Genomic DNA, 21,891 nt, shown 5'->3' on the forward strand with positions numbered 1-21,891 from the left:
GCGGGTCAGCGTTCGAGCAGTTTCAGTTTGTCCGGCTTGCCGCGCCATTCGTCGGCGTCGGGCGGCGGGTCTTTCTTGACGGTGATGACCGGCCACTCCTGCGACAATTCGGCGTTGAGTGCAAGCAGGTGGTGCTGGTCTTCCTCGATGGCGTCTTCCGGAACAATCGCCTCGATCGGGCATTCCGGTTCGCACAGCGAGCAGTCAATGCACTCTTCCGGGTCAATGACCAGGAAGTTGGGGCCTTCGTGGAAGCAGTCCACCGGGCAGACTTCAACGCAGTCGGTGTATTTGCACTTGATGCAGTTTTCTGTCACTACAAAAGTCATTGTGGTTCCTGTCGCGGCGCTCCGGCGCCGTTCGGCATTTATTGTAATGGCAATGGCGGCGGCTGTGGTAAATTGACCGGATGCGCCCGGTTTCATTTGAGGACAGCCCCCCGGCGGTGCCGACGCCGCAAGACCGGCGCACGCCGCCGGCAAACGGCCTGCGCGGGCGGCGGGCATGAACGCGCGCCGTGGCCGCCTGTTTGTCGTCTCCGCGCCTTCGGGCGCCGGCAAGACCAGCCTGCTGGCGCATCTGCTGGACGGCGGCGGGCGCCTGAAACTGTCGGTTTCGCACACGACGAGGCCGGGGCGCAAGGGCGAGGTGGACGGGCGCGATTATCATTTTGTGGACGCCGCCACTTTTGCGCGGATGGCGCGCGACGGCGACTTTCTTGAGCACGCCAGGGTGTATGATTACGACTACGGCACTTCCCGCCGGTTTGTCGAGAGCGAACTTGCGCGCGGATATGATATTGTACTGGAGATAGACTGGCAGGGCGCGAGGCAGGTGATGAGCCGCATGAAAGAAGGCGTCTCGGTTTTTATCCTGCCGCCGTCGGAGCGCGCCTTGCGCGAACGGCTGACACGCCGCAACCTCGACACCCGGCAGGTCATCGAGCGGCGCATGGAGGAGGCAATGAGGGAAATGAGTCACTGCAACGAGTTTGACCACATCGTCGTCAACGACGACTTCGACCGCGCCTGCGGCGACCTGCGGCGCATTCTCGACGGGCGCGAACCGGACGCCGGCGCGCACGCGCGTCTCGGGCGCACGCTGCAATCACTGGGGCTGGAGGCGCCGCGCCGATGACGCCGGACAGGGACGAAGTCATCCGCGTTACGCCGTCCGCCGCCGCGCAAATCAGGAAATCGGCGGAGCAGGGCAATGTGCGCGACTGGCCGCTGCGAATCGCCGTGCAGCGCCTGGAAGACGACAGTTTTCACTATATGATGGGCTTTGACGCCGCCGTTCACGAGGACGACCTGTCGTTCACAAGCGGCGATGTGTCGCTGATTGTGTCGAGCGAGATGCTGAGGCTTTTGAAGGACATGACACTGGATTATGTGGAACTGGAAGAGGGGCGGTTCCACTTTATTTTCCTGAATCCGAACGACCCGGCCTGGGTGCCCCCGGCTGAAACGCAATAGGCGCCGCCTGCCGTCGGGACCGCTGGATGAAAACGATGTCGAGTGTTTTGCAGGAATCGGCGGCGCGGTTCGCGCGCAAGCCGGGCGCGCGCGCCTTCTTCGGGCGGCTGGCCGGCGCGCGTTCGTGCCGCCGCATCGTCGCCGCTTTCGCGGCGCTGGCGGCGTCGCTGGCCGCGCTGCTGGCGGCGCAGTTGCAGCCCGGTTACTTTCCGGCGGGCGCCGCGGCGTGGCTGTGGCTGCCGGTGGTTGTTTGTCTGGCGGCGACGGCGTGGTATCTGCACCTTGACCTGATTGAGCCGTCGCGCCATCTGCACGCCTGGCTGCAACGGGTGCACGCCGGGGATCTGGCGGCGCGGCTGCCGCAACTCGGCGGCAGCAGTTTTGCCGGCCTGTGCGACGACCTCAACACCTTCTGCAACATGCTGGAGGCGCAGTCGCGCGACACCGAAAGCCAGTTGCAACGCCACGCCGGGCACCTGACCGAGAAGACGCGCTCGCTGGCGCTGCTCTACCGCTTCGCCGCGAGCCTTACCGGGTCGCACAATCTTGACGAACTGCTGGCGCAGGTGCTGGCCGGGCTTGAGGATATCTACGGCATTGACGCCGTCGTCATCCGGCTGCGCCTGGCCGACGGCGGCATGCAGTTGCTGGCGAGTTCCGGCCTGCCGCCGGACAGCCCGCAACTCGTCAAGCGCCTTGACGGCGGCAGCGAGTGGCTGCAAACATCGGAGGCCGGGCGCCGGGTGGTGGTGCCGATGCAATACCACGGCGAGACGCTCGGCGCGTGCATTCTGCACCTTGACGCCGAAACCTTCGCCAACCGCGCGCATCTGCGCGACCTGTTCGCCGGCATCAGCCGCCACTTGGGGATGGCCATTGAGAAGATGCGCCTTGACCGCGAGCGCGAGCGGCTGTCCATCGTCGAGGAGCGCACCCACCTCGCCCACGAACTGCACGATTCGCTGGCGCAGACGATTGCCGGCCTGCGTTTTCAGATTGGCGCGCTGGCGCAGACGCTGGACGGCGGCGCTGAACCCGTGCGCCGGGTGCTGGCGCAGATGGAGAATTCGATAGACGAGGCCAATCTGGAGGTGCGCGAGTTGGTGCGCCATTTTCGCGCGCCGGTCGAGAAGGGCAGTTTGCTTCAGTCGGTGCGCAAGGTTGTCGAGCGTTTTCGCTACGACAACCCCGGCGTCAAGGTGTTCTTTCAGGAGGAGTGGCCGGGCGTTGTGCTGCCGGACCAGCACGAACTGAACATCCTGCGCATTGTGCAGGAGGCGCTGATGAATGTCCGCAAGCACAGCCGCGCCGATTTTGTCCGGATTCTGATGCGCGGGCGCAACGGCCATTACCGCGTGCTGATCGAGGACAACGGCGTCGGCGCCGCCGCCCGCCCGGCGGCGGACGGCGGCGAGCATGTCGGCCTTGAGGTGATGCGCGAGCGCGCGCGGCGCATCGGCGGCGAACTGGATGTCAACAGCGAGCCGGGGGAGGGCATGCGCGTTGCGGCCACCTTTGACTATCCGGGGGGCGCGGGATAATGCCGGACTTGTCCGTCGTCATCATTGACGACCACAAACTGTTCCGCGACGGCCTCGAGGCGCTGCTGACGCAGCGCGGCATCCAGGTCGCGGCGTCGCTCGGCGAGGGCCTGCGCGGCATTGAACTGGCGCAGAAGGAGCGGCCCGATGTGCTGCTGGTGGATGTTCGCATGCCCGATGTGGACGGCATTGAAATACTCGAGATGCTGCAAGAACAGGATTTCTCCAGCGCCGTCGTCATGCTGACCACCAGCGAGGACCCCGCCGACCTGGCCGGCGCGATGATGCGCGGCGCGAAGGGCTACTTGATGAAGGACATCGCGCCCGACGACCTGGTGGCGGCGCTGCACAGCGTGGTGGAGGGCGAGACCGTCGTCGCGCCGTCGCTGCGCGAGGCATATGAGAAACTCGACATGAAAAAACTGCCGCCGCTGCGCTGCGGCGAACTGGTCAGCAAATTGACGCCGCGCGAGCGCGAGGTGCTGGCGCTGCTGGTCGAGGGGCAGAGCAACAAGTTGATCGCCTCCGCCCTGGATATTTCCGCCGGCACCGTCAAACTGCATGTCAACACCATTTTGCGGAAACTCGGCGTGCATTCGCGTGTCGAGGCCGCGATGATTGAGGTTGAACGCGGCATCCGCAAGGGGCGCTGAGAGCCGCTTCCGTTTGGCCGTTCGGTGTGATGAAACGCAGCGTCAAGATTAATTTCAAGGGTTTCTGGGGCCTGCGCCTGGAAGAAAGCCCTTTCTACAAACTGCTTTCAAAGCGTTTTGACCTGGAGATTTCCGACAACCCGGATTTTCTGATTTACACCGACGGCTATCTGGAGAAGAGGAAATACCAGGACTGCGTCCGCATTTTCTACACCGGCGAGAACACCAGGCCGGATTTTTACGACTGCGATTACGCCTTCACTTTCGACCTGGCGATGACCCGCAGGCACTACCGCCTGCCGCTGTACCGGTTTTACGGCGACTATGACCGGCTGAAGCAACCGAAGGACCCGGAGCGCATTCTCGCGCAGAAAAGCGGGTTCTGCTATTTTCTGTATTCCCACATAACGCCGGAGAGGGAGGATTTTTTCAACCGCATGCTGGCCTACAAGATGGTGGACTCCGGCGGCAGGTTTCTGAACACGCTGGGCCATCTTGTGCCCAAGGATTCGGCGCAGGAGGCGGACTTCAGGCGGCGCTACAAATTCGCCATCGTCTTCGAGAACTCCTGCCACCCGGGCTACACGACGGAAAAGATTTATCATGCGATGATTGACAATGTCGTGCCGATTTACTGGGGCAATCCGCGGATTGCGCACGACTTCAACCCGAAGTCGTTCATCAACTGCCACGAGTACGACGACTTCAGCCAGGTTGTTGACAAGGTCATCGAGATGGACAACGACGACGATTTGTACAAATCCTGTCTCGCGCAACCCTGGCTGAACGACGGCCGCGGCCTGGACTACCTGTCGGACGACAGTCTGCTGGCGCGCTTTGAGGAGATTTTTTCCAACCCGGAGCCGATACGCTACCGCCGGGCGCCGCCGCTGACCGCCCTTCCGCTGTCGGTCCGTTTCAGCCGGGCGGTTCACGACAAACTGAGGCCGAACCCGATGTTTGCGCCGATGCTGCTGAGGCTGATTCGGTGGCGCAACCGCTGGTGACCGCGCCTCAGCCGCGCCCGCCGGCGTAGTGTTTGCGGTCGCCGCGCCGCGCGCCGGCGCGCTGCACGACAACGCCCTTGATTGCGCCGGTGCCGGCGATGGCGATGCTTTCGTAGCCGGGGTTCAGCGGTTTCAGCAGATGCCGCCCGTTTTCGACGATGAACTGCCGGAAGATGTATTCGCCGCCGGCCTGCGCGATGACATATGAGCCGCTTTCAAACGCGCCGCCGGGTTCAATGACGATGATGGAGCCGTCCGGGAATTCGGGCGCCATGCTGTCGCCCAGCACGCGCAGCGCGTAAGGTTCGCTCGCGGCGCAGCCGGCATCGTCGAGCGGTTGCAGGTGTTCCTGCCCGTGTTCTTTTGCGCTCATGCGAACAGCACCCTGTGGGCCTCCTGATGGCATCTGAACCTGGCGCTATAATACGGCATTGCAAGCCCGCGCCGCCCCGCACGATGCCCCCGCGACTGAAAACCAGATGGAACCGCGCCGATTCGCCGCGCGATTACCGCGCGACCGCCGGCGCCATCGGCGCCAACCTGTGGCGGATTGTGACCGAATGCCTGCTGAACCTGGAAAACGAGGGGTTTGAAACGCGCGACAACGCGCAGCGGCTGGACGCCATCGCCGAGTTCGCGGCTTTCGCGCTGCACCTGCTCGACCGCCACGCCCACACGAGGCTGGACGACGACGCGCGCGCGGCGCTGATTGGGGCGACGGCGCGGCGTTTCGGCGAGATCATCGAGGACAACCGCCGCGATGTTTCCGGCGGCGGCGGCCACCTGCGGCGTTTCATTGATCTGGTCAACCGGCGCGCCGACGAGTACGCCGACTGCGGTTACGACGACGACGAAGGCCCGGGCTTTACGATGAGGCGCGTGCTCGGCGGCCATATACGCGATGCGATGGGCGACAAACACCGGCAGTGGATAGCGGACTATGTCATTGACATGGAAGCGCCGGCGCTCTACAAGGCGCTGCGCCGCGCCGCTTCCATGGTTTGAGCCGCGCTCAGCCCGCCTGGCCGGCCCACGCCGAAAAGTTGTCGGCGTTTTTTTCCTCGCCGTCCTTGCGCCCGGCGTTGTAGGCGTCGCTGACGCGCTGCTCTTCGCGCGGCGGGTGGCCCAGATAGCCGCTCTGCCAGCCGAGCACATAGTCGGGGTCAACGCCCGCTTCTTCCATCCGCACCACTGCGTCCCGGTAAAATTGCTTCATTGTGGTTTCTCCTTGTTTTTGCTTGTGACTGGTTGAGCCGGATTATATTCAGCCGAGGGCCGCCTGAAAACGCCTCAGCGCCTCGCCGTCGTCCAGCCGCGCGGCGGCGGCGGCGGCGGCGTCTTTCATTGAGGCATGCTTTTGCAGGTGGGTCAGCACGATGGCGCCGCCGTAAATCAGGCAGTCGCGCGCGGCGCCCGGCGCGCCGTGCAGCGCCTCAAGGCCGGCGGCGGCGGCGTTTTGCGACAGCGCCCCGACATCCACTTCGGCGGCGATTTCATCGCCGCATTCCGCCGCCGGCGGCAAGTCGTCGGGCAGCGGCACGCCGCGCGATGTTTGCCGGATGCCGATGGCGAGCGGGTCGAGTTCGCGCATTTGCGCCTCGCCGTCGCCGCGGACTTCGTGCAGTCTGGCCGGTTGTTTCAGCGACGGCGTGATGCCGCCCTCGCTGCCGCGCACGACGGCGGCGGAATCAAAACCGGCGAATTGCGCCAGGTCGAGATAAACCGGCGGGTAGGCCTTGTGCACATAGCCGGTGATCAGGTGGGTGCTGCGGCGCCCGCGTATCGGGCCGCTCAGCACCTCGACGGTGGTCAGCAGCGGGCGCTTGACGATGCGCGTGCGCAGCGCCGCCAGGTCGTGCAGCGCCGGGCAGAAGCGACTTTGATCCACATAGGCCCAGCCGGCGTCTTGCAGTTGCGCCGCCGCCTGCTGCGCCGACAGTCCGACATCGGCGCCGGCGGCGCGCAGCACCGTGTGGTGGGTGGCGCCGTATTTCGGGCCGACGCGCTCCATGCCGTGGCTGAACGCCGGCACGCCGCACGCCGCCAGCACCGCCGGCAGGAAAGGCGCGACCGGCAGGCTGCGCAGAAAGCCGTCGTAGGGGTCGGCGATGTCCACGACCTGCTCGACGGGCGCGGTGACGGCGTCGGCGCTTTCGCGTATCGCCTGCAACACGCCGCGGTTTTCTTCCTGGGTTTCGCGCTTCATCCGCAGCGCAATCAGCAGAACCGCGGCCTGCACCGGGTCGGCGCCGTTTTCCAGGATGGACTTCATCGCCGCGCGGGCCTCCTCAAACGCGAGGTCTTTGCTGTATTCCGGGCCGGTCGCGACTTTCTGGATGCAGCGGCGCAGAATCAGGTGCGCGTCATGGTTTTCTTTCGTTTCCATTGTGCGCTATCTTATCGCAGTCGCTCCGACATTGTCTTGAACAGCGCGGTGCCGGCGGCGAGCACATTGCCGGACTTCAGGCAGTCTTCGCCGCCGTCCGGCTCGCCGACCAGGCCGCCGGCCTCGCGCACGATGACGATGCCGGCGGCGATGTCCCACGGCCTGAGGCCGAATTCCCAGAAGCCGTCGAGCCGCGCGCAGGCGACATAGGCCAGGTCGAGCGCCGCCGCCCCGGCGCGGCGGATGCCGGCGGTTTCGCCGGCGATATTGCGGAAGGTTTGCAGGTAGGCGTCAAGGTTCTGGTCGTCGCGGTACGGAAAGCCGGTGCCGATGAGCGCGTCGTCCAGGTGCTTGCGCTCTGAGGCGCGGATTTTGCGCTGGTTCAGCGTCGCGCCTTCGCCCTGGCAGGCCAGGAACAGTTCATTCTTGAACGGGTCGAAGATGGCGCCGACAACCGGCGCGCCGTGGTGCAGCAGCGCGATGGAAACGGCGCAATGGGGAAAGCCGTGGATGAAGTTGATGGTGCCGTCGAGGGGGTCAATCACCCACTGCCATTCGTCGCCGCCGGCCTTGTTGCCGGCGCCGTCATCGGCCCCGTCATCTGCACTTTCCTCGGACAGGATGGCGTGGTCCGGAAACGCGCGGCGCAACTGGCCGACGATTTCGCGCTCGCATTCCAGGTCCACATTGCTGACCGGGTCGTTGCGCCCCTTGTCGCGGGTTTTGATCTCGTGCAGGCGCCCGGCGCGGCGCATGACAATCCGCCCCGCGTCCAGCGCCGCCTTCGCGGCGGTGTTCAGATAGGCCTTCAGTTGCGCCGCTGATGGCCTCATTGCCGGCCTCGTTGTTGGTTGCGCCGCTGTTTCAGCAGTTGTTTCTTCTTGTGGCTGAAATGGTCGGCGAAAGACGCGGCCAGGCCGGTGCGCCGCAGCAGCGGCATCGCCGGGCGCGCCAGCGGCAGCAGCGCCAGCAACGGCCACGAACGGTTGAACGGCGACACCCGCCACGCCAGCGACCGTCTGAAACATTCGCCGGCCTCGCCGAAGCGCTCCAGCGCAATCATCTGCATGCCCGCCAGGCACCACAAGTTGCCCATCACCCGGCGCCGCAGTTTTTGCGGAATGTGCTCGCGCGCGCCGAAGCGCTCCAGGCAGTCTTCACGGATGCAGGCCCAACTTCGCAGATAGTCTTTGTGCCTGCGGTAGAGTTTGTCGTGGGCGTCGCCGCCGGTGAAAGTCACCGCGCAGTGCGGTACATGCAGCCATTCGCCGAGGTTGGCAAGACGCGTGAACAATTCGCTGTCGTGGCCGGTCGGCAGTGTGCCGCTGAAGCCGCCGAGTTCCCTGACGGGTTCGGCGCGAAACAGCGTGCAGGAGGCGACGCCTGCGCCTTCGGTGAAAAACCATTGCCACGGGTTTGCGGCCAGTTCGTTTTGGTGGATGAGTTCTTCCACATGGCGCACGCCGTCCGGTGTTTTCAGTTCGTAGTGCATCAGGCGGTCGGTGCTGGCCGCCACCGCGCGCGGCGATGCGGCGAGCGCGGCGGCGGTCTTCTCAAGAAAGTCCGGCGGCGGGAAGTCGTCGGAGTCGAGAAAATAGACAAACTCGCAGTCGCCCCCGCAGTCATTCCCGGAGTGGACAATTTGCGCGAGGCCGCGGTTTCTCGCGGCAGGCGCCCCCCGGTTGGTCTCCTGCACCAGCAGTTGCGTCTTGAAAGGGCGTTGTTCGCGCTGCTGCCATTGGCGTACCGCATCGGGCGTGCCGTCGTCGGATGCGTCGTCCACGACGATGAGTCGGTCGGGCGGCCGTGTCTGCGCGCCGATGTGGTCGAGCACGCGGTCAATCAGGCCGGCGCGGTTGAAGACGGGGATGATGACGGCGGTTTTCATTTGCCCGCCGGAATGCGGTTGCGCCTGGCGGGCGCGTTTTTCCGGCGGTTGCGCCGGCGTCCGGGTTGCCGCCTCATCGTTGCAGGGCGCCGCAGGCCGGGCCGGGCTTTCCGATGGCGGCAATTTTTCGGTTTTCTGTTTCAGCAACCGCCTTTTCTTGTGGCTGAAATGGTCGGCGAAAGACGCGGCCAGGCCGGTGCGCCGCAGCAGCGGCATCGCCGGGCGCGCCAGCGGCAGCAGCGCCAGCAACGGCCACGAACGGTTGAACGGCGACACCCGCCACGCCAGCGACCGTCTGAAACATTCGCCGGCCTCGCCGAAGCGCTCCAGCGCAATCATCTGCATGCCCGCCAGGCACCACAAGTTGCCCATCACCCGGCGCCGCAGTTTTTGCGGAATGTGCTCGCGCGCGCCGAAGCGCTCCAGGCAGTCTTCACGGATGCAGGCCCAACTTCGCAGATAGTCTTTGTGCCTGCGGTAGAGTTTGTCGTGGGCGTCGCCGCCGGTGAAAGTCACCGCGCAGTGCGGTACATGCAGCCATTCGCCGAGGTTGGCAAGACGCGTGAACAATTCGCTGTCGTGGCCGGTCGGCAGTGTGCCGCTGAAGCCGCCGAGTTCCCTGACGGGTTCGGCGCGAAACAGCGTGCAGGAGGCGACGCCTGCGCCTTCGGTGAAAAACCATTGCCACGGGTTTGCGGCCAGTTCGTTTTGGTGGATGAGTTCTTCCACATGGCGCACGCCGTCCGGTGTTTTCAGTTCGTAGTGCATCAGGCGGTCGGTGCTGGCCGCCACCGCGCGCGGCGATGCGGCGAGCGCGGCGGCGGTCTTCTCAAGAAAGTCCGGCGGCGGGAAGTCGTCGGAGTCGAGAAAATAGACAAACTCGCAGTCGCCCCCGCGGTTGTTCCCGGAGCGGGCAATTTGCGCGAGGCCGCGGTTTCTTGCAGTCGGCGCTCCCCGGTTGGTCTCCTGCACCAGCAGTTGCGTTTCAAAGGGGCGCTGTTCGCGCTGCTGCCATTGGCGCACGGCGTCGGGCGTGCCGTCGTCGGAGGCGTCGTCCACGACGATGAGCCGGTCGGGCGGCTGGGTCTGGGCGCCGACATGGTCGAGCGCGCGGCCAATCAGGCCGGCGCGGTTGAAGACGGGGATGATGACGGCGGTTCGGGTCATGCCGGCGACGACGACGGGGCGCCGGAAAGCGGTGTTTTCACTGGATTTCTTGCGGTGAATGGATTGTTGACCAAAATAGTCAGGTATAGTATATTACACCACACCGAGGAGGTGCCATGAGATTGACGACCAAAGGGCGCTATGCGGTCACGGCGATGACCGACCTGGCGTTGCACCAGCATGAAAACGGCGGGCGGCCCGTGTCGCTGTCCGACATCGCCAAACGCCAGAGCATTCCGCCGGCCTATCTGGGGCGGCTGTTTGCGTGCCTTCGCAGCCACGGCCTCGTTGAGAGTTGGCGCGGGCCGGGCGGCGGCTACCGGCTGGCGAGAAGCGCCGGCGAGATTTCAATCGCCGACATGATCGAGGCGGTGGACGAGCGAACCGACAACACCCGCTGCCGCGGCCAGGTCAACTGCCAGGACAACCACAAGTGCCTGACCCATGTGCTGTGGAGCGACTTGAGCCGCCGCATCGAGCATGTGCTGTCCGACATCTGCCTGTCGGATGTCGTCTCCGACGCGCAGGTGCGCGAGGTCGCCGAGCGCCAGGACGCGATGGCGAAGAACCGCGGCGGCGCGGCCACGGTGCAGTGGCACCAGCCCTGCTGACGCGGCCAACAAGCAAGAACAAGAACACGAACAAGAGGAAAACCGATGGCAAACAAAGTGAAACTGCCGATTTATCTCGACTACAGCGCGACCACGCCGGTGGACGAGCGCGTCGCCGAGAAGATGATGCACTACATGAAGGTGGGCGGCGTGTTCGGCAACCCGGCGTCGCGCAGCCACTCGTTCGGGTGGCAGGGCGAGAAGGCCGTGGACGAGGCGCGCGACCAGGTCGCGGCGCTGCTCAACGCCGACCCGCGCGAGATTGTCTGGACCAGCGGCGCGACCGAGTCCAACAACCTCGCCATCAAGGGCGCGGCGCATTTCTACGGCAAGCGCGGGCGCCACATCGTCACCGTCAAGACCGAGCACAAGGCGGTGCTCGACACCTGCCGCCAACTCGAGAAGGAAGGCTACGAGGTGACTTACCTGGAGCCGAAAGACAACGGCCTGCTCGACGCCGACGCGGTGTCGCAGGCGCTGCGCGACGACACCACGCTGCTGTCGGTGATGCATGTCAACAACGAAATCGGCGTGATTCAGGACATCGCCGCGCTCGGCGAGGTTGCGCGCGAGAAGGGCGTCGTCTTTCATGTGGACGCGGCGCAAAGCGCCGGCAAGGTGCCGATAGACCTGCAAAAGTTGCCGGTTGATTTGATGAGTTTCTCGGCGCACAAGATTTACGGCCCGAAGGGCGTCGGCGCGCTGTATGTGCGGCGCAAGCCGCGCGTGCGCGTCGAGGCGCAGATGCACGGCGGCGGCCACGAGCGCGGCATGCGCTCGGGCACGCTGGCGACGCACCAGATTGCCGGCATGGGCGCGGCCTTTGACATCGCCGCGAACGAAATGGCGAGCGAGAACGAGCGCATCCTGTCGCTCAGGAACCGCCTGTGGCAGGGCCTCAGCCAACTGGAGGAGGTCTATTGCAACGGCGACCTTGAACAGCGCGTCGCCGGCAACCTGAATGTCAGTTTCAATTTTGTCGAGGGCGAGTCGCTGATCATGTCGCTGAAGAACATCGCGGTGTCGAGCGGCTCGGCCTGCACTTCGGCGTCGCTCGAGCCGAGTTATGTGCTGCGCGCGCTGGGGCGCAACGACGAACTGGCGCACAGCTCGATTCGCTTCTCGATTGGCCGCTACACGACGGCGGCGGAGGTGGATTACACCGTGGACCTGGTCAAGGAGTCGGTCATCCGGCTGCGCGAATTGTCGCCGTTGTGGGAGATGTACCAGGATGGCGTGGACCTTGAAAAAGTCGAATGGGTCACCCATTGAAATGAAAACCTGCATGGAGGAGAACTGAAATGTCATACGGAAAAAAAGTCCTGGATCACTATGAGAATCCAAGAAATGTCGGCTCGCTCGACAAGGACGACCCCAATGTCGGCACCGGCATGGTCGGCGCGCCGGCGTGCGGCGATGTGATGAAACTGCAAATCAAGGTCAACGACGACGGCGTCATCGAGGACGCCCGCTTCAAGACCTACGGCTGCGGTTCGGCCATCGCCTCGTCGAGTCTGCTGACCGAATGGGTGCGCGGCAAGACGCTGGACGAGGCCAGCAAGATCAAGAATGTGGAGATCGTCGAGGAGCTGTCGCTGCCGCCGGTCAAGATACATTGTTCGGTGCTGGCCGAGGACGCCATCAAGGCCGCCATCAAGGACTACCACGACAAGCAGTCCGCCGCCGACGAGTGAGTTCGCGATGGCCATCACCCTGACGTCCGCCGCCGCGGGCCGCGTGAAGAATTTTCTTGAGCAGCGCGGGCGCGGCATCGGCGTGCGCCTCGGCGTCAAGACGACGGGGTGCTCCGGCCTGGCCTACACCATTGAGTACGCCGACCGCGTCGGCGTGGACGACCAGGTGTTTGAGGACCGCGGCGTCAAGGTGCTGATTGACGCCGCAAGCCTGGTCTATCTGGACGGCACCGAGGTGGATTTCGCCAGGGAAGGGCTGAACGAAGGCTTCCGGTTCAACAACCCCAACGAAAAAGACCGCTGCGGCTGCGGGGAAAGTTTCTCGATTTGAGACGGCGGCGCGCCCCCGGCGGGCGGGCGGAAAGATGCCTGCGCGGGAGCAGCAGAATTATTTTCAATTGTTCGACCTCGCGCCCGGCTTTTCAATAGACCGGGACGCGGTCGAGAGGAAATACCGCAAACTCCAGGCGCTGCTGCATCCGGACCGCCATGCGGCGTCCGGCGGGCAGCAGCAGCGCATCGCCCTGCGCCAGTCGGCGCTGGTCAACGAGGCCTACGGCGTGCTGATGGACGACTGCGCGCGCGCCGGCCACCTGCTGCAACTGCAAGGCATTGAATTGAACGACGAGACCGACACCACCGGCGACGCCGGTTTTCTGGCCGAGCAGATGGAATTCCGCGAGCGCCTGCAGGAACTGGACGGGCATGACGACCCGCGCGAGGCCGAGGCCGAGGCCGCGCAACTGTCGGCGCAGGTGGCGGCGAGCGCCGCGCAGGTGCGCGACGGTTTCAGCAACGCCTGGCAAAGCGGCGATTTCGGGGCCGCGCGGGAATACCTTCTGAAGATGAAATTCATCGGCAAACTGACCGCCGGAATCAGCGACGCCGTCGCCGGATTGCGGGCGGAGAACTGACTTGGCCCTGTTGCAAATCACCGAGCCGGGGCGGCCAACCGCGCGCGAACGCCGCTGCGCGGTCGGCATTGACCTTGGCACGACCAACTCGCTGGCGGCGACGGTGCGCGGCGGACTGCCGCAAACGCTGTCCGGCGCGGTGCCGTCGCTGGTGCACTACCGCGCAGGCGCCGCGCCGCTGGTCGGCGACGCCGCGCGCGGCGCGTCGCTTGAAGACCCGGCCAACACGGTGGTTTCGGTCAAGCGCCTGATGGGGCGCGGCGCCGCCGACCTCGGCCACCTGCCGGACTGGTTCGGTTACCGGCTGAACTGCGACAACCCCGGCGTGCCGCGGCTGCAAACGGCGGCGGGCGACAAGAGCGCGGTCGAGGTGTCGGCGGACATTCTGCGCGCGCTGAAACAGCGCGCCGAACAGGCGCTCGGCGCCGCGCCGGACGGCGCCGTCATCACGGTGCCCGCCTATTTTGACGACGCCCAGCGCCAGGCCACGAAAGACGCGGCGCGCCTCGCCGGGCTGGATGTGTACCGCCTGATCAACGAGCCGACCGCGGCGGCGGTCGCCTACGGCCTCGACCGCGGCGCCGACGAAGAGGTGATTGCGGTGTTTGATCTCGGCGGCGGCACTTTCGATGTGTCCGTGCTGCAACTCGACAAGGGCGTGCTGCGCGTGCTCGCGACCGGCGGCGACAGTTTGCTGGGCGGCGACGACTTCGACCGCGCGCTGGCCGACTGGTTTGCCGCGCAGGCGCCGGCGTCGGCGGCGTTTGCGCGCACGCCGCGCGCGCTGCGCCACCTGCTGGCCGAGGCGCGGCGCGCGAAGGAGGCGCTGAGCGCGGCGGATTCCGTCGAGTGCCGGTTGTCGCCGCCCGGCTGCGGCGAGTGGCGCGCGGACTTGTCGCGCGCGCAGTTCGAGCAACTGGCGGCGCCGCTGGTGGACAGGGCGGTGGCCGTGTGCCGCCGCGTGTTGCACGACGCCGGCGTGCAGCCGGCGCAGGTGCAGAACATCGTCATGGTCGGCGGCTCGACGCGGATGCCGCTGGTGCGCGCGCGCGTCGCGGAGTTTTTCGGACGCGAGTTGCTGACCGACATTGACCCCGACGAAGTGGTCGCGCTGGGCGCCGCGATTCAGGCCGACACGCTGGCCGGCAACCGCGCCGGCGGCGATGAAATGCTGTTGCTTGATGTCGTGCCGCTGTCGCTCGGCATCGAGACGATGGGCGGGCTGGCCGAGAAGATTATTCCGCGCAACAGCGTCATCCCGGCGGCGAAGGCGCAGGAGTTCACGACCGCGAAGGACGGCCAGACCGGGTTGTCGCTGCATGTCGTTCAGGGCGAGCGCCCGCTGGTGTCGGACTGCCGCTCGCTGGCGCGGTTTGAATTGAAGGGCATCGAGCCGCGCAAGGCCGGCGCGGCGCGAATTGAGGTGACCTTTCGCGTGGATGCCGACGGCCTGCTGTCGGTCGAGGCCGAAGAAGCGGCCTCCGGCGCGCGCACCGCGGTTGAGGTCAAGCCGTCTTACGGCCTTTCCGACGACGAGGTTGAGCGGATGATTCTCGATTCCGCCGCGCACGCAGGCAGCGACATGCAGTCGCGCAAGTTGCGCGAACAACAGGTTGAGGGGCGCCGGGTTGTCGAGGCGCTGATGGCGGCGCTCGCCGAAGACGGCGACGAGTTGCTCGACGCCGCCGGGCGCGCGCCGATTGTGGACGCCGGGCGCAAACTGGAAGACGAAATCGAGCGCGGCGACGCCGACTCGATACGCGCCGCCATCGAGCGCCTTGAGGCGTGCAGCGAGAGTTATGTCGCGCAGCGCATGAACCTCGGCATCCGCAAGGCGCTTGCGGGCCGCAGCGCCGGCGAGTTCGGGTGAGGGCCGCCGGTGGCGAAGATCACTTTCCTGCCGCACCCCGTCATCTGCCCGCAGGGCAAGACGGTCGAGGCCGGCGCCGGCGTCAGCATCTGCGACGCGGCGCTCGGCAACGGCATCGAGATTGAGCACGCCTGCGAGAAGTCGTGCGCCTGCACGACCTGCCATGTGTATGTGCGCGAGGGTTACGATTCGCTGGAGGAGCCGTCGGAGAACGAGGAGGACTACCTCGACAAGGCGTGGGGCCTGGACCCCGACTCCAGATTAAGTTGCCAGGCGAAAGTGGCGGATGAAGACCTGGTCGTCGAGATTCCGAAGTACACTATCAACCTGGTTTCCGAGGCTCACTGACAGGAGACAACCATGAGTTTGAAATGGACCGACAGTCTGGACATTGCGATTGCGCTCGACGCGGCGCATCCGGATGTGGACCCGCGCTACATCCGCTTCACCGATTTGCACGCCTGGGTTTGCGAACTGGAGGACTTTGACGACGACCCGCAGCGCTCCGGCGAGAAGATACTCGAGGCGATACAAATGGCGTGGATGGAGGAAAAGGAATGATGGAACGCACATTGTCCATCCTGAAACCGGACGCGGTTTCGAGGAACCTGATTGGCGAGATCAACTCGCGTTTTGAGCGCGCCGGCCTGCGCATCGTCGCGATGAAAATGCTGCACCTGACGCGCCGCCAGGCCGAGGGCTTTTACGCCGTTCACCGCGAGCGCCCGTTCTTCGGCGACCTTGTCTCGTTCATGGTGTCCGGCCCGGTCGTCGTGCAGGTGCTGGAGGGCGAGGACGCGATACTGCTGAACCGCCAACTGATGGGCGACACCGACCCGGCGGCGGCGGCGCCCGGCACCGTGCGCGCCGACTTCGCCTCGACGATAGACGAAAACGCCGTGCACGGCTCCGACTCGCCCGAAAACGCCGCCGCCGAAATCGCCTTCTTCTTTGAGGCCGACGAAATCTGCGAGCGCGTGCGATGACACGCGGAACGGGCGCAACGGGCCGCGCGGGCCGCAGGCCACCGCGCTTCGCCGGCGCCGCTGCGTTATACTGAACACGGAGGTAACACCATGGCCAAAGCACTCGATCTTGCGAAGGAAAACCTGCTCGAATCGTCGGGGCTGGATGAAAACAGCATCGGCGGCGTGCTGTCGTCGCTGATGGCGCCCGGCGTGGACGACGCCGAGTTGTATTTTCAGCACAGCCGCAGCGAGTCGTGGTCGCTGGAGGACGGCATCGTCAAGGAGGCCGGTTTCGGCGTCGCGCGCGGCGTCGGCGTGCGCGCGGTGTCGGGCGAGAAAACCGGCTTCGCCTATTCCGACGAGATTGTATTGCCGGCGCTGATGGACGCCGGCGCCGCCGCGCGCGCCATCGTCCAGTCCGGCGGCGACGGGCAGTTGCAGGCGTGGCGCCAGTCCGGGCGGCGCGACCTCTACCCGCAGGACAACCCGGCGGCGTCCATGGGCGCGCCGGAAAAAGTCGCGCTGCTGCGCTCGATGGACGAGGCCGCGCGCCGCGCCGACACGCGCGTCAAGCAGGTGATGGTGTCGCTCAGCGGCACCCATGACATTGTGCTGGTGGCCGCCGCCGACGGCACGCTGACGGCGGATGTGCGCCCGCTGGTGCGCCTCAACGCCGTCGTCGTCGCCGAGGACGGCGGCCTGAAGGAGCGCGGCGTGTCCGGCGCCGGCGGGCGCTACGATTACAACACGCTGCTTGAACGCCACGACCCGCGCGAACTGGTCGAGGAGGCGGTGCGCTACGCGCTGCTGAACCTGGAGGCGGTGCCGGCGCCCGCCGGCGAGATGGTCGTGGTGCTGGGGCCGGGCTGGCCCGGCGTGTTGCTGCACGAGGCCATCGGCCACGGCCTGGAGGGCGACTTCTGCCGCAAGGGCACATCGGCTTTCAGCGACCGCATCGGCGAGCGCGTCGCCGCCGCCGAGGTGACCGTCGTGGACGACGGCACGCTGCCCGACCGCCGCGGCTCGCTCAACATGGACGACGAGGGCGTGCCGACGCAATGCACGACGCTGATAGAAAACGGCGTGCTGAAGGGCTACATGCAGGACAAACTGAACGCGCGCCTGATGGGCGCGGCGCCGACCGGCAACGGGCGCCGCCAGTCGTACGCGCACCTGCCGATGCCGCGCATGACCAACACCTACATGCTGCCGGGCCGCCACGACCCGGAGGAGATTATCCGCTCGGTTGACCGCGGCATTTACGCGGCCAATTTCGGCGGCGGCCAGGTGGACATCACATCGGGCAAGTTTGTGTTCTCGGCGTGCGAGGCGTACCGGATTGAGGCCGGCAAAATCGCGGCGCCGGTCAAGGGCGTGTCGCTGGTCGGCAACGGCCCCGATGTGCTGACGCGCGTGTCGCTGGTCGGCAACGATCTGAAACTCGACGACGGCATCGGCTCGTGCGGCAAGCACGGGCAGATGGTGCCGGTCGGCGTCGGCCAGCCGACGATGCGCGTGGACGGCCTGACGGTCGGGGGCACCGGCTCTTGAAGACGCAGGATTTTGACATCGCGGCGGCGCGCGAGCAGGCGCTGTCGCTGGTGGCGCGGGTGCTGGACGAGGCGGCGCGCCGCAAGGCCGACGCCGCCGAGGTTTCGGTCGGGCGCAGTTACGGGTTTTCGGCGACGGTGCGCATGGGCGAGGTTGAGACGCTGGAGCACGAGAACGACCAGGACTTTGTGCTGACGGTGTATTTCGGCAAGCGCAAGGCCACGGTGTCTTCGTCCGACTTGCGCGCCGCGTCGGTTTCGGACATGGTCGCCGCCGCCTGCGCGATTGCCGGCGAGGTCAGCGAGGACGAGTGCGCCGGCCTGTGCAACCCGGATGATCTGGCGGCGGCGGTCGCCGACCTGGACCTGGACCGCCCGTGGTCTCTCGACATCGGCGCCGCGGTTGAACTGGCGACCGAATGCGAGGACAGCGCGCGCGCCGCGCCTGAAATCGTCAATTCGGAGGGCGCCTCGGTGCACACCGTGCGCGCGCTGCACTGCTACGGCAACAGCCACGGTTTCAGCGGCGGTTGGTCCGGCACCCGCCACGGCATCAGTTGCCTGGTGGTGGCCGGCGACGATGGCGGCATGCAGCGCGACGGCTGGTACAGCGTCAACCGCTATTCGCGGCGGCTGGAAACGCCGGCGCAGGTCGGCGCGCGCGCCGCCGAACGCGCGGTGCGGCGGCTGGGCGCGCGCAAGATCGCCAGTTGCAAGGCGCCGGTGCTGTTTGTGCCGGAGATGGCGCGCACGCTGTTCGGGTGTTTTATCAGCGCGGTCAGCGGCCCGGCGCTCTACCGCAAGACGACCTTCTTGCAGGACACGCTTGGGCGGCGCGTTTTTCCGGAGTGGCTTTGCATGGACGAGGAGCCGCTGATTCGGGGCGGGCTGCACAGCGCGCCGTTTGACCTGGACGGCGTCGGCACGCGCACGCACGCCATCGTGCGCGACGGCGTGCTCGACAGTTATGTGCTTGACAGTTATTCCGCCCGCCGCCTCGGCCTGCACACGACGGGCAACGCCGGCGGCGTCAGAAACCTCGCGGTCAGGAGCAACGCCGGCGGTTTTAACGACCTGGTCGCGGAGATGGGCACCGGGCTGGTCGTGACCGAGTTGATTGGTTCCGGCATCAACCCGGTGACCGGCGACTACTCGCAGGGCGCCGCCGGTTTCTGGGTTGAGAACGGCGCGCTTGCGTACCCGGTCGAGGAGATTACCGTGGCCGGCAACCTGAAGGACATGTTCGCGTCGGTCGCGCGCGCCGGCGACGATGTGGACGAGCGCTCGAGCATCCGCTGCGGTTCGCTGCTGCTGCCGGAAATGACGGTGGCCGGAAAATAGCAAACAATGGGGGTGGCATGATTGTTGTGTTGTCGCCGGCGAAGCGGCTTGATTTTGACGCGGGCGGCGTTCGCAAACACACCCAGCCGGCGTTTCTGGACGACGCGCAGAAACTGGCCGGGCGTCTGAAGAAACTGTCGGCGCCGGACTTGCGGAAGTTGATGAATGTCAGCGACAAGATCGCCGAACTGAATGTCGAGCGCTACCGCAAGTGGAAGAAGCCGTTTACGCCGGACAACGCCAAACAGGCGGTGCTTGCGTTTCGCGGCGATGTTTATCAGGGGCTGGACGCCGATTCTTTCAGCGCCGCCGACCTGGACTTCGCGCAGCGCCATGTGCGCGTGCTGTCGGGGCTGTACGGCGTGCTCAGGCCGCTTGATTTGATTCAGCCGTACCGCCTTGAAATGGGGACGCGCTTCGCCGCCGGCAACGGCGCCGGCGACCTGTATGCGTTCTGGGGCGGCAAGATCACGCGCAATCTGAACGCGGAACTGGCGAAGGCCGGCGGCGGGCGCGGCGAGGCGGTGCTTGTCAACCTGGCTTCAAAGGAGTATTTCAGCGCGGTTCGTGCCGACGAACTGAAGGCGCGGGTGGTGACGCCGGTTTTCAGGGAGAAGAAGAACGGCGGTTACAAGGTGGTCAGTTTCACCGCGAAGCGTTCGCGCGGCATGATGACTTCGTGGATTGTCAGAAACCGCGTCACCGATGTCGCCAAAATCAAGCGGTTCCGGGAAGGCGGATACGCTTACAACGCCGGGATGTCCGATGCGGCGGACTGGGTGTTCACGCGGGACTGAACCCGCCTGACGGCGGCGCGCGACGGCGTCCGGCCCGGTGGCGATGACCCAATGCCTGCTGGTGTGGCGGCTGGCCACATTCCGCGCCGCGCCGCAGGATTTTCCCGTCTCCCCGGCGCTGCTGACGGCCTTCTGCTTTTTGATGGCGGTCAGCGGCGTTGTCTCCGCCAAACTCGCCAATGTTCCGGAGCGGATGTGGATAGACGCCGGCGTTGAACTGGCCTTCACGCTGGTTTTTGTTTATGTGCTGCTGCTGCTGTTTCGCTGCCCGGAACGTTTTCCGCAGACGATGACGGCGCTGGCGGGCATCAGCGCGCTGTTCAATGTGATTCTGATGCCGCTCAATTACCTCGCGGTGCAGATGAGTTTCGGCGAGGCGCCGGCGGGCGTTTCCACGCCGCCTTTCAGCGCCGTGATGGCGCTGGTTTATCTCGGCATTTTCATCTGGATTGTGCGCGTTATCGGCCACATCATGCTGCACGCGCTGGAGGTGCGGCTGTCGTTCGCCGTCGGCATCGCGCTGCTGTACATGGCGGGCAATCTGGTGCTGTCGCTGTCCATTCATGTTTGAGCGCCGCGTTTGTCCGCTTGGCATTTGCGGCCCGTTGGTGGCCGGGCCTGCGTGCATGGCGGGCCGTCTTGTGCCGCTTCTTTGCATTCATGTTTGAGCGCCGCGTTTATCTGCTTGGCATCTGCGGCACCTTCATGGCGGGGCTTGCGTGCCTTGCGCGCGAACTCGGCTGCGAGGTGGGCGGCTGCGACAAGGGCGCGTGGCCGCCGATGAGCGAGCAACTGGCGAAAAACCGCATCGCGTTCGACACGCGCTGCCGCGCCGACGCCGCCGCCGGCGGCTACGACCGCTACATCATCGGCAATGCGCTGTCGCGCGGCGACGAACTGGTCGAGGCGCTGCTGGACCACCGCCTGCCGGTGGTGTCCGGGCCGCAGTGGCTGTACGAGGCGGTGTTGCACCAGCGCCGCGTGCTGTGCGTCGCCGGCACGCACGGCAAGACCACGGCCAGCGCGATGCTGGCCTGGATACTGGAATTCGCCGGCATGACGCCGGGGTTTTTAATCGGCGGCGCGCCGGTTGATTTTGACACTTCGGCGCGCCTCGGCCAGTCCGACCTTTTCGTCATTGAGGGCGACGAATACGACACCGCCTTTTTCGACAAGCGCTCGAAGTTTGTGCATTACAGGCCGCAGGTGCTGGTGCTGAACAACCTTGAGTTTGACCACGCCGACATTTTTGACGACCTGGAGACCATCAAGACGCAGTTTCACCACCTGCTGCGGACGCTGCCCGGCGGCGGCCTGGTTGTGGCGCGCGCCGGCGACGCGAACCTGCGCTCGGTGCTGGAGCGCGGCGTGTGGTCGGAGTTGCAGACCTTCGGCTTGCAGGGCGAGGACGCCGACTGGCAGGCGCGCGCGTCGGACGGCGGCGGTTTTGAGGTGTACCATCTGGGCGAATACGCCGGCGTTTGCGACTGGTCTGTGCCGGGCGAGCACAACATCGCCAACGCGGTCGGCGCCGTGGCCGCGGCCTACCGCGTGGGCGTGCCGGTGGCCGCGTCGCTGGAGGCGCTGGGGCGGTTTCACGGCGTGCGCCGCCGCCTGGAGGTCTTCGCCGAAGCCGGCGGCGTGACGATATACGACGACTTCGCCCACCACCCGACCGAAATCCGCGCAAGCCTCGGCGCGGTGCGCGCCCGCCTGGACGGTGGCCGCTTGCTTGCGGTCTTCGAGCCGCGTTCAAACACCATCCGGGCGGGGCGTCACAATGATTTGCTGGGCGCGTCGTTTGACGAGGCCGACCGTTTGTTCTTCTACCGCCCGCCGTCGCTGGACTGGGACCCCGCAGCGATGCTGGCGCAGGCCGCGCCGCACTGGACGGTGCACGGCGAGATTGGCGAACTGGTCGAGGCGGTGGCCGGCGAGGCTGCGGCGGGGGACAGCGTGGTGGTGATGTCGAACGGGGACTTTGGGGGGGTGCATGGGTTGCTGGAGGAGCGGCTGGGGGAAGGGGGCG

General features: G+C 66.0%; 26 protein-coding genes. 20 read left to right on the forward strand and 6 right to left on the reverse strand.

The features are described from left to right. Positions 1-5 precede the first annotated feature (5 nt). The gene (locus tag OXU50_00870; GenBank protein MDD9868443.1) at positions 6-329 is read right to left on the reverse strand and encodes a ferredoxin family protein; all 324 of its coding nucleotides are present in this window, start codon (positions 327-329) and stop codon (positions 6-8) included. A gap of 175 nt (positions 330-504) precedes the next feature. On the opposite strand from OXU50_00870, the gene gmk reads away from it, so the two are divergent. Genes gmk through OXU50_00895 form a run of 5 tightly spaced genes read left to right on the forward strand, consistent with a single transcriptional unit; the run spans position 505 to position 4,676 of the window. Continuing rightward, on the forward strand, positions 505-1,137 hold the full coding sequence (gene gmk, locus OXU50_00875; protein ID MDD9868444.1) for a guanylate kinase: 633 nt from the start codon (positions 505-507) through the stop codon (positions 1,135-1,137). Then, positions 1,134-1,475 (forward strand): Fe-S cluster assembly protein HesB, encoded by a 342-nt coding sequence (locus tag OXU50_00880; GenBank protein MDD9868445.1) that lies wholly within the window; start codon positions 1,134-1,136, stop codon positions 1,473-1,475. The genes gmk and OXU50_00880 overlap by 4 nt, the downstream gene beginning before the upstream one ends. 26 nt (positions 1,476-1,501) lie before the next feature. Beyond that, positions 1,502-3,016, forward strand: coding sequence for a histidine kinase (locus tag OXU50_00885; protein MDD9868446.1), 1,515 nt, complete (start codon positions 1,502-1,504; stop codon positions 3,014-3,016). Continuing rightward, positions 3,016-3,669, forward strand: a complete 654-nt coding sequence (locus OXU50_00890; protein ID MDD9868447.1) for a response regulator transcription factor — start codon at positions 3,016-3,018, stop codon at positions 3,667-3,669. Before OXU50_00885 ends, OXU50_00890 begins: the two co-directional genes overlap by 1 nt. Before the next feature lie 29 nt (positions 3,670-3,698). Next, positions 3,699-4,676 carry a glycosyltransferase family 10 gene (locus tag OXU50_00895; GenBank protein ID MDD9868448.1) on the forward strand — a complete coding sequence of 326 codons (978 nt, stop codon included), beginning with the start codon at positions 3,699-3,701 and terminating at the stop codon, positions 4,674-4,676. 7 nt (positions 4,677-4,683) lie between these two features. Here OXU50_00895 and OXU50_00900 read toward each other — a convergent pair whose 3' ends face one another. Further along, the gene (locus OXU50_00900) at positions 4,684-5,049 is read right to left on the reverse strand and encodes a S24 family peptidase (protein ID MDD9868449.1); all 366 of its coding nucleotides are present in this window, start codon (positions 5,047-5,049) and stop codon (positions 4,684-4,686) included. Positions 5,050-5,132: 83 nt separating this feature from the next. On the opposite strand from OXU50_00900, the gene OXU50_00905 reads away from it, so the two are divergent. Further along, complete coding sequence (locus OXU50_00905) at positions 5,133-5,681, forward strand: hypothetical protein (GenBank protein ID MDD9868450.1); 549 nt, start codon at positions 5,133-5,135, stop codon at positions 5,679-5,681. A 7-nt stretch (positions 5,682-5,688) separates the two neighbouring features. On the opposite strand, the gene OXU50_00910 is transcribed toward OXU50_00905, so the two are convergent. From OXU50_00910 to OXU50_00925, 4 genes are read right to left on the reverse strand one after another with little or no spacing between them, the layout of a single operon-like run. Further along, positions 5,689-5,892 carry a hypothetical protein gene (locus OXU50_00910; protein ID MDD9868451.1) on the reverse strand — a complete coding sequence of 68 codons (204 nt, stop codon included), beginning with the start codon at positions 5,890-5,892 and terminating at the stop codon, positions 5,689-5,691. A gap of 48 nt (positions 5,893-5,940) precedes the next feature. After that, positions 5,941-7,062 carry an anthranilate phosphoribosyltransferase gene (locus OXU50_00915; GenBank protein MDD9868452.1) on the reverse strand — a complete coding sequence of 374 codons (1,122 nt, stop codon included), beginning with the start codon at positions 7,060-7,062 and terminating at the stop codon, positions 5,941-5,943. Between the two features lie 11 nt (positions 7,063-7,073). Continuing rightward, a complete protein-coding gene (locus OXU50_00920) occupies positions 7,074-7,874 on the reverse strand; it encodes an inositol monophosphatase family protein (protein ID MDD9868453.1) in 801 nt (266 codons plus the stop codon). Between the two features lie 17 nt (positions 7,875-7,891). Continuing rightward, a complete protein-coding gene (locus tag OXU50_00925) occupies positions 7,892-10,117 on the reverse strand; it encodes a glycosyltransferase family A protein (GenBank protein MDD9868454.1) in 2,226 nt (741 codons plus the stop codon). Between the two features lie 116 nt (positions 10,118-10,233). Between OXU50_00925 and OXU50_00930 the strand changes: the two genes are divergently transcribed. The 14 genes from OXU50_00930 to mpl all read left to right on the forward strand — a co-directional run. Continuing rightward, positions 10,234-10,728 (forward strand): Rrf2 family transcriptional regulator, encoded by a 495-nt coding sequence (locus OXU50_00930; GenBank protein ID MDD9868455.1) that lies wholly within the window; start codon positions 10,234-10,236, stop codon positions 10,726-10,728. A 45-nt stretch (positions 10,729-10,773) separates the two neighbouring features. Beyond that, positions 10,774-12,000: an IscS subfamily cysteine desulfurase gene (locus OXU50_00935; GenBank protein MDD9868456.1), complete on the forward strand. Its 1,227-nt coding sequence runs from the start codon at positions 10,774-10,776 to the stop codon at positions 11,998-12,000. Between the two features lie 29 nt (positions 12,001-12,029). Next, positions 12,030-12,422: a Fe-S cluster assembly scaffold IscU gene (gene iscU, locus OXU50_00940; protein ID MDD9868457.1), complete on the forward strand. Its 393-nt coding sequence runs from the start codon at positions 12,030-12,032 to the stop codon at positions 12,420-12,422. Between the two features lie 7 nt (positions 12,423-12,429). Beyond that, positions 12,430-12,753 carry an iron-sulfur cluster assembly protein IscA gene (iscA, locus tag OXU50_00945; GenBank protein ID MDD9868458.1) on the forward strand — a complete coding sequence of 108 codons (324 nt, stop codon included), beginning with the start codon at positions 12,430-12,432 and terminating at the stop codon, positions 12,751-12,753. A 34-nt stretch (positions 12,754-12,787) separates the two neighbouring features. Beyond that, on the forward strand, positions 12,788-13,336 hold the full coding sequence (gene hscB, locus OXU50_00950; protein ID MDD9868459.1) for a Fe-S protein assembly co-chaperone HscB: 549 nt from the start codon (positions 12,788-12,790) through the stop codon (positions 13,334-13,336). A 1-nt stretch (position 13,337) separates the two neighbouring features. After that, positions 13,338-15,206, forward strand: coding sequence for a Fe-S protein assembly chaperone HscA (gene hscA / locus OXU50_00955; protein MDD9868460.1), 1,869 nt, complete (start codon positions 13,338-13,340; stop codon positions 15,204-15,206). Positions 15,207-15,215: 9 nt separating this feature from the next. Next, positions 15,216-15,554, forward strand: coding sequence for an ISC system 2Fe-2S type ferredoxin (gene fdx, locus OXU50_00960; GenBank protein ID MDD9868461.1), 339 nt, complete (start codon positions 15,216-15,218; stop codon positions 15,552-15,554). Between the two features lie 12 nt (positions 15,555-15,566). Further along, a complete protein-coding gene (gene iscX, locus OXU50_00965) occupies positions 15,567-15,767 on the forward strand; it encodes a Fe-S cluster assembly protein IscX (protein ID MDD9868462.1) in 201 nt (66 codons plus the stop codon). Continuing rightward, the gene (gene ndk / locus OXU50_00970; GenBank protein MDD9868463.1) at positions 15,764-16,192 is read left to right on the forward strand and encodes a nucleoside-diphosphate kinase; all 429 of its coding nucleotides are present in this window, start codon (positions 15,764-15,766) and stop codon (positions 16,190-16,192) included. Before iscX ends, ndk begins: the two co-directional genes overlap by 4 nt. A 90-nt stretch (positions 16,193-16,282) precedes the next feature. Then, positions 16,283-17,725 (forward strand): metalloprotease TldD, encoded by a 1,443-nt coding sequence (tldD, locus tag OXU50_00975; GenBank protein ID MDD9868464.1) that lies wholly within the window; start codon positions 16,283-16,285, stop codon positions 17,723-17,725. Further along, positions 17,722-19,065, forward strand: a complete 1,344-nt coding sequence (gene pmbA / locus OXU50_00980; protein MDD9868465.1) for a metalloprotease PmbA — start codon at positions 17,722-17,724, stop codon at positions 19,063-19,065. The genes tldD and pmbA overlap by 4 nt, the downstream gene beginning before the upstream one ends. Before the next feature lie 17 nt (positions 19,066-19,082). Next, positions 19,083-19,862, forward strand: a complete 780-nt coding sequence (gene yaaA, locus OXU50_00985; protein MDD9868466.1) for a peroxide stress protein YaaA — start codon at positions 19,083-19,085, stop codon at positions 19,860-19,862. Positions 19,863-19,899: 37 nt separating this feature from the next. After that, complete coding sequence (locus tag OXU50_00990; GenBank protein MDD9868467.1) at positions 19,900-20,433, forward strand: hypothetical protein; 534 nt, start codon at positions 19,900-19,902, stop codon at positions 20,431-20,433. Between the two features lie 89 nt (positions 20,434-20,522). After that, positions 20,523-21,891 (forward strand): UDP-N-acetylmuramate:L-alanyl-gamma-D-glutamyl-meso-diaminopimelate ligase (mpl, locus tag OXU50_00995; GenBank protein MDD9868468.1); only part of this gene is annotated, 1,369 nt, incomplete at its 3' end.

It is taken from the genome of Gammaproteobacteria bacterium (assembly GCA_028817225.1).
Classification (GTDB): Bacteria; Pseudomonadota; Gammaproteobacteria; order Poriferisulfidales; family Oxydemutatoraceae; genus Oxydemutator.